Annotated in this window: 5 protein-coding genes; 3 read left to right on the top strand and 2 right to left on the bottom strand. The window is 59.1% G+C overall.

From position 1 onward, the window contains the following. The 3 genes from C7477_RS02980 (at position 1) to C7477_RS02990 (ending at position 3,043) form a co-directional block, all read left to right on the top strand. Positions 1 to 663, top strand: coding sequence for a class I SAM-dependent methyltransferase (locus tag C7477_RS02980; RefSeq protein ID WP_110748787.1), 663 nt, complete (start codon positions 1 to 3; stop codon positions 661 to 663). 127 nt (positions 664 to 790) lie between these two features. Then, positions 791 to 1,639, top strand: coding sequence for a glycoside hydrolase family 25 protein (locus C7477_RS02985; RefSeq protein ID WP_425373497.1), 849 nt, complete (start codon positions 791 to 793; stop codon positions 1,637 to 1,639). Positions 1,640 to 1,798: 159 nt separating this feature from the next. Then, positions 1,799 to 3,043: a lytic murein transglycosylase gene (locus C7477_RS02990; protein WP_110748789.1), complete on the top strand. Its 1,245-nt coding sequence runs from the start codon at positions 1,799 to 1,801 to the stop codon at positions 3,041 to 3,043. A gap of 107 nt (positions 3,044 to 3,150) precedes the next feature. Here the strand turns inward: C7477_RS02990 and C7477_RS02995 are convergent, their stop codons facing one another. Continuing rightward, positions 3,151 to 5,622 (bottom strand): putative bifunctional diguanylate cyclase/phosphodiesterase, encoded by a 2,472-nt coding sequence (locus C7477_RS02995; protein ID WP_110748791.1) that lies wholly within the window; start codon positions 5,620 to 5,622, stop codon positions 3,151 to 3,153. Positions 5,623 to 6,221: 599 nt separating this feature from the next. Continuing rightward, positions 6,222 to 6,403: hypothetical protein (locus C7477_RS19075; RefSeq protein WP_210206129.1), on the bottom strand; the 182-nt coding region annotated here is incomplete at its 5' end.

Below are 6,403 nucleotides of genomic sequence, written 5' to 3' on the forward strand. Positions count from 1 at the left end.
ATGTCCGGCAATGTAAAAGGCATCGATCACGGCAGCCTGATGGACCGCGTCTATCGCCGCCAGCGGCATGTCTATGACGCAACGCGCAAATATTACCTTCTCGGACGCGACCAGATGATCGCGGGGCTTCATGTCCCGCCCGGCGGCAGCGTACTCGAAATCGGTTGCGGCACGGGAAGAAACCTCATCAAGACGATGAATCAATTCCCCAGCGCCAAACTCTACGGCATTGATATCTCCCGCGAAATGCTCGATACGGCGCAAAAGGCGGCTGCGCGGGCTGGAATATCCGACCGGCTTCAGCTCGCCTACGCCGATGCCGCCTGTTTCGATCCTGAAGCGCTGTTCGGACGCAAGGATTTCGACCGCATCTTCATCTCCTACGCGGTGTCGATGATCCCCCAATGGCAGGCCGTCATGCGCGAGGCGGTGGGCCATCTCGCCCCCGGCGGCGAACTCCACATCGTCGATTTCGGCGACCAGAAACGGCTGCCGCGCTGGTTCCGCGCCGCGCTCTACCAATGGCTCGAATGGTTCCACGTCACCCCGCGCAACGATCTCTTCGAGGTGGCAGGCAAGATAGCGGCTGAGACCGGCTCCAAGGCCCAGGCGCGCGTGCTCTATCGCGGATTTGCCTGGATATCTAAAATAGTGAGACAGTGAGCGGTGAGCAGTGAGCAGAAAACTCTATCTCACCGCTCACCGCTCACTGCTCACTGTCTCACTGCTCACTATTCCCTATCTCACTATTCCCCGAATCACGTAACGCTTCATAAACCCTGTTTCCATTATGGCGTGGTTCATGAAGCGCATCGTCCCTGTCCTCATGTCCCTCTTTTTGTCCGCCCCACTCCTGTCGGCGTGCACGTCGGTCGACTATGATTTATCCTCGGTGGCAAGCACCGTCAGGATCGAAAAGCAATCGACCTTCGCCTATCCCGCCGTCCGCGCGCCTAAATTCGGCGATCGCGACCCGCACGAATGGAAAGGCAAGACGCCGTGGCACTATACCGTGCATGGTACCGACGTTTCCAAATACCAAAGCCGCGTCGATTGGAAAACGGCGCATAAAAGCGGCATTTCCTTCGTCTTCATCAAAGCGACGGAGGGCGGCGACCGGGTGGATGATCGCTTCGCCGAACATTGGGCGGCGGCAGGCGCCGTGAACATGCCGCGCGGCGCCTATCATTTTTATTATTTCTGCCGCCCGGCCATCGAGCAGGCGCAATGGTACATCCGCAATGTGCCGCGTCACCCGGATGCCTTGCCGCCGGTCCTCGACATGGAGTGGAACCCGTTATCACCCACCTGCAAGCGACGTCCGGCCCCCGAGACCGTGCGTGGCGAAATGCAGATATTTCTCGACACGGTTGAACGCCATTACGGCAAGCGCCCGATCATCTATACGGCAATCGATTTCTTCGAGGATAATGAACTCAGCCGCATGAAGGACTATCCCTTCTGGCTCCGCTCCGTCGCCGGACATCCGAGCGAGCGATACGGCAACCACCCCTGGACATTCTGGCAATATACCGGAACCGGTAAGGTACCGGGCATCGATGGGGACGCCGATATCAACGTCTTCGCCGGCACGCCGGACGAATGGCGCACCCTGGTGGCGGGGCGCCGGAAGCGCTAATCCGTCCATTACCTCGAGAACGAACCTTTCCAAACTTTCACTTCATTTCTGCATGGCGATAAGGCAGAAGCAGGCGATTGAAACCGTAGTCCCAGAATAGTCTCATTTGCGCGCATCGTGCTTTGCTGAAAAGCCAATGGCCCCGAAAGAAGTTTGTAAATGAAGAAATCCGCCCTGCTGCTGGCAGCGTCGTTCCTTGCCTCCACCGCACTTGCGGTTGCACAGCAAGCCCCCGCCTCCCCCACGACTTCCTCTTCCACGACTTCGACCGAAGCTCCCGCGACACCAAAGCCGGCTTGCGGCGGTGACCTGAAAACGTGGCTTGATGGCGTAGCCGCCGAAGCTCGTGCCGACGGTATTGGCGACAAGGGCATCAACGAGCTTTATCAGGCCCAAATCGACCCAAAGGTGCTCGCCCGTGATACCTCGCAGGGCGCCACGTTCAACCAGACCTTCGCCGATTTCTCCAGGAAACTCATTTCCGATGCGCGGCTGAAAAAAGGCCGGGAAATGCTGGTCAAATATGCCGATGTCTTCAAAAAAGCCGAGGAAACTTACGGCGTTCCGGGTCCCGTCATCGCCGCTTTCTGGGGGCTTGAGACCGATTATGGCGCAATCCAGGGCAATTTCGATACGTTGAATGCGCTGGTGACGCTTTCGCACGACTGCCGCCGCCCGGAACTGTTTCGCCCGCAATTGATCGCGCTTCTGAAGCTCTTCGATCAGGGCGTCGTCAATGCGCAGACCACAGGCGCCTGGGCCGGCGAGATCGGCCAGATGCAGATGCTGCCGCTCGATTATCTGGAGCGCGGCACCGATGGCGATGGCGACGGTCGCGTGGATTTGCAGAACAGCGCGCCCGACGCAATCATGACGGCAGCGCGGATGATTAGCGACCTCGGCTGGCAGAAGGGCCAGCCCTGGCTGGAAGAGGTGCGGCTGACGAAGGACCTCCCCTGGGAACAGGCGATCCGCACCAACCGCCTCCCCCATTCCAAATGGGCGGCATGGGGCGTGGAAGGAATGAACGGCCCGCTCGGCCCTGATGACGGCAATGCCTCGCTCCTCCTGCCGATGGGGCGCAAGGGGCCGGCCTTCCTCTCCTACCCGAATTTCGATGTGTTCGTTGAATGGAACAAGTCGATCGTCTACGCGACCACAGTCGCCTATTTCGCCACCCGCCTCGCCGGCGCCCCGGCCTTCGAATTGGGCAATCCCGATCCCGGCCTCAGCACCGATCAGATGAAAGAATTGCAGACCAAGCTTGCCGCGCGCGGCTACGCCATGGGCAAGATCGACGGCGTCTATGGCCTGGCAACACGCGACGCCGTGCGCACCGAACAGCAACGCCTCGGCATGCCTGCGGATTCATGGCCGACGGTGGAATTGTTGAATAAGCTGTAAAGTGAGCGGTGAGCGGTGAGCGGTGAGCGGTGAGCGGTGAGGAATTGGTAAAACATACATTAATACAACAACTTAACTAGCTATATTTACTGCTCACGGCTCACTGCTCACCGCTCACCGAAGAACTCGCCGATGATATCAGCGACATTTCCCGGCGCCACCGGCGGGCTGAACAGGAAGCCTTGCAGCTCGCCGCACTGTTCGGCGCGGAGCCGTTCGAGCTGGGTGGTCGTTTCCACACCTTCCGCCGTGGTGTCGATGCCAAGGCTCGCGCCAAGCCCGATGATCGCGCGCACGATGGCGAGCGACTCCGGACTGTTGTCTATCTCCCGCACGAAGGAGCGATCAATCTTCAGCCGATTGAAGGGAAACTGCTTGAGATAGTGCAGGCTGGAATAGCCGGTGCCGAAATCGTCAAGCGCGATGCGTACGCCATGATCGCGCAGCTGGCGCAGAAGCCCCAGATTGGCCGCGCTGTCAGCAAGCAGCACCGATTCCGTGATTTCAACTTCGAGCCGGCTGGGCGCAAGCCCGCTCAACCGCAGCGCATCTTCGATGGCCTCAAACAGGCCGCCGCTGCGAAACTGGACCGGAGAGACATTCACAGCCACCATCAGCGGATCAGGCCAGGACGCGGCTTGGACACAGGCCTCGCGGAGCATCCAGCGTCCGAGCCGGTCGATCTGGCCGGTTTCTTCGGCAATCGGAATGAACTCCGCCGGCGACACCATGCCGCGCGTTGGGTGACGCCAGCGCATCAGCGCTTCGAAGCCGCACAATTTGCCTGATTGCACCGATAGGATCGGCTGGAAATGCGCCTCAAACTGGCTGGCGACATCGGCATTTCGCATATCCATCTCCAGCGAACGGCGGTTCGAAACCTGCACGTCCATTTCCGGCTCGAAAAAGCGCACGACGCCTTTGCTGGAGCTTTTGGCGCGATAGAGCGCGAGATCGGCGCAGCGCAGGAGATCGTCGGCCTCCGTCGCATCGATCGGCGCAACCGCTCCGCCGATACTGGCGCCGATGCGGACTGGCCTGCCCTTGACGCTGGCGATAAGCGCCAGTTCCTGGCCGATGCGGTGGGCAAGCACCTCGATCTGCTCCCGCGATTCAAGCCCTGGCGCGAGAATGGCGAACTCATCGCCGCCAAGCCGGGCGACGATATCCGCCTCGCGCAGACGTGTTTTCAGTCGCTTGGTCACTTCCACCAGCACGGCATCGCCCGCGGCATGGCCGAGCGTGTCGTTGACCACCTTGAAATCGTCGAGGTCGATCATCAGCACCCCGAAGGCGCGCCCGCCATCGCTGAGCTTCGCCGCCGCCCGCTCGATCTCGCGGGTAAACACGGTCCGGTTGGCTGCTCCAGTCAGCGGATCGTGATGGGCGAGATAGGTGACATGCGCCTCCGCACGGCGCCGCTCGGTGATATCCATGATGGTCGAAAGCGTGGCCGGCCTGCCTTCCACCATGACCTCGCTGGAATATTCGATGACTTCCAGCACCCGGCCATTGGCCGTGCGGTGGCGCAGAGCCGTTTCGGGCAAGGCTGCCTCCGCTCCACTCTCCGAAGCCTCAACCGTGATATCCGACATGCCAAGGTTCAGGAATGCTTCGCGCTCATAGCCGTAAAGCCGCAAGGCCGCATCGTTGACGTTGAGAAACGCCTCTTCGCCAAGAGCGCGCACATACATCGGCGCTGGATTGTCGTCGAAGAGCGAACGGAACAACGTCACCCTGGATTTAAGCTCACGAATATCGGTCAGCGTGACGGTGAGAATACCGTCCGCCGAATTCACGCCGGCCTGCAAGGCGAGCGAATTCCCTTCTAGCTCATAGGTAAGCTCGAACGGTTCACTCAGTTCGCCCCGGGCCGCCCGCAGCAGCCGCTCCGGCATGTCGCCGATACGCAGCCGCATGAAGGTTTGCGAGAGGAGCGTGAACTGCAAATGTTCTGGCGGCGCGCCCAGAAAGCGCGCGGCGGCATCGTTGATGCTCAGGATATAGAAATCGCTCGGAATTCCGTCTTCGCCCGTTACCGGGCTCAGGCCCACAATGCCCTGCTGCGAGGCATTGATCAGCAATCTGGGAAGATCCAGTTGCGCCTTGCGCTGGCGCATCGTGAGAAGGAAATATTCCCCATTCCAGCGGCAGGACAAGGGAAAGGCGACGATCTCCACCGTCGATACCATGTTTTCGATCAGCCAGCGGCAGAGCGCAAGGCTTGGGGATCCGGCATGGCGCGAGCGGCCAATGGCCGAGGCAATTGCCTGGCGGAAAACGAACGGCATATCCAGAAGATCGGGCGACGCACCCTCGCGCAAGCCAATAATGGAACGCACCAGCTTTCCCGCGCGCAGCATCCGTGGCGGCTTGCCGGGCAGGCAATGGATCACCGCGATCTCATCGGCGAAGCGCCCCATATTGCCCAGCGTAAAGTCCTCATAGGACGGCAGCGGCGTGTTGATGCGCGCCGCCTGCCAGCAATGCAGCATGTAGCGCACATCCTCGAACTCCGTCGGAAGATTGATCGCTTCCTCAGGCTGGGATGGCGTTGGTTCTCTTCGGGAATGAGACATGGCAATTCCTCGTCCGGGTATCGTGCTGGAAAGCGATCAACCTGACGGTCTGAAAAGGGAGAATCGTGGGACATGCCGACGGAATTCGGCTTGGCAGGGCGGCGTCATGCCTCGCGCGAGCACCGTTGCAATGGAATGCCAGATTTTCCGGAAGCCGGGAAATCATGCGGGTGACCGTGCGCCGTTCATGCGAACTCTAGGCAATGTGCATTACGAAGGCCTTAAATGCGCCGTCATGGAAATGTCATGCGAGTCGGACGGTCTTGGGCGGAATGGACGTATGCGATGCTTTTGAAAATGGCAAAATTCGGCATTCGAGCTCTTTACGGGTTACGGTTCATAAAAAGTGAATGAATGAAGGAAGTGTTGTTTTTCAATAGTTTAGAACAAAATGGCAAAAAATTTTCCTCATCGTCGCTATTTCGCAACACGAATTCGGCTTTTTTTACGGCATGATTGAGCATACATTCCCATCGTTAACCCAACGCCACAAGGAGCCGTGGCGTCTGAAGGAGGCAGACCGATGGGACTTACACGTTCGCTCAATGTCCTGATGATCTGTGCAGCATTTGCGTTTCTCGCTGCGATGGTAATGGGCCTTATTCCATAAGGCTACTGCATGAAAACACCAGCGAGGGTCCTTGATCCCTGGGTAAAATACCAACCACGAGAAAGCCCGGCATAGCTGAACTGACCCCCGAAAGTTGGATGTCAACCTTCGGGGGTTTTTCATGTCCAGGCACAGCACTGCTTTCAAGCATTCTGTTGTGGAATTTTATCG

The sequence above is a fragment of the Paramesorhizobium leguminum genome, from assembly GCF_003217235.1.
Taxonomy (GTDB): domain Bacteria; phylum Pseudomonadota; class Alphaproteobacteria; order Rhizobiales; family Rhizobiaceae; genus Paramesorhizobium; species Paramesorhizobium leguminum.

Coding starts and splice junctions, on each gene's coding strand:
- C7477_RS02980 (WP_110748787.1), top strand. CDS start 1: ATGTCCGGCAATGTAAAAGGCATCGATCACGGCAGCCTGATGGACCGC.
- C7477_RS02985 (WP_425373497.1), top strand. CDS start 791: ATGGCGTGGTTCATGAAGCGCATCGTCCCTGTCCTCATGTCCCTCTTT.
- C7477_RS02990 (WP_110748789.1), top strand. CDS start 1,799: ATGAAGAAATCCGCCCTGCTGCTGGCAGCGTCGTTCCTTGCCTCCACC.
- C7477_RS02995 (WP_110748791.1), bottom strand. CDS start 5,622: ATGTCTCATTCCCGAAGAGAACCAACGCCATCCCAGCCTGAGGAAGCG.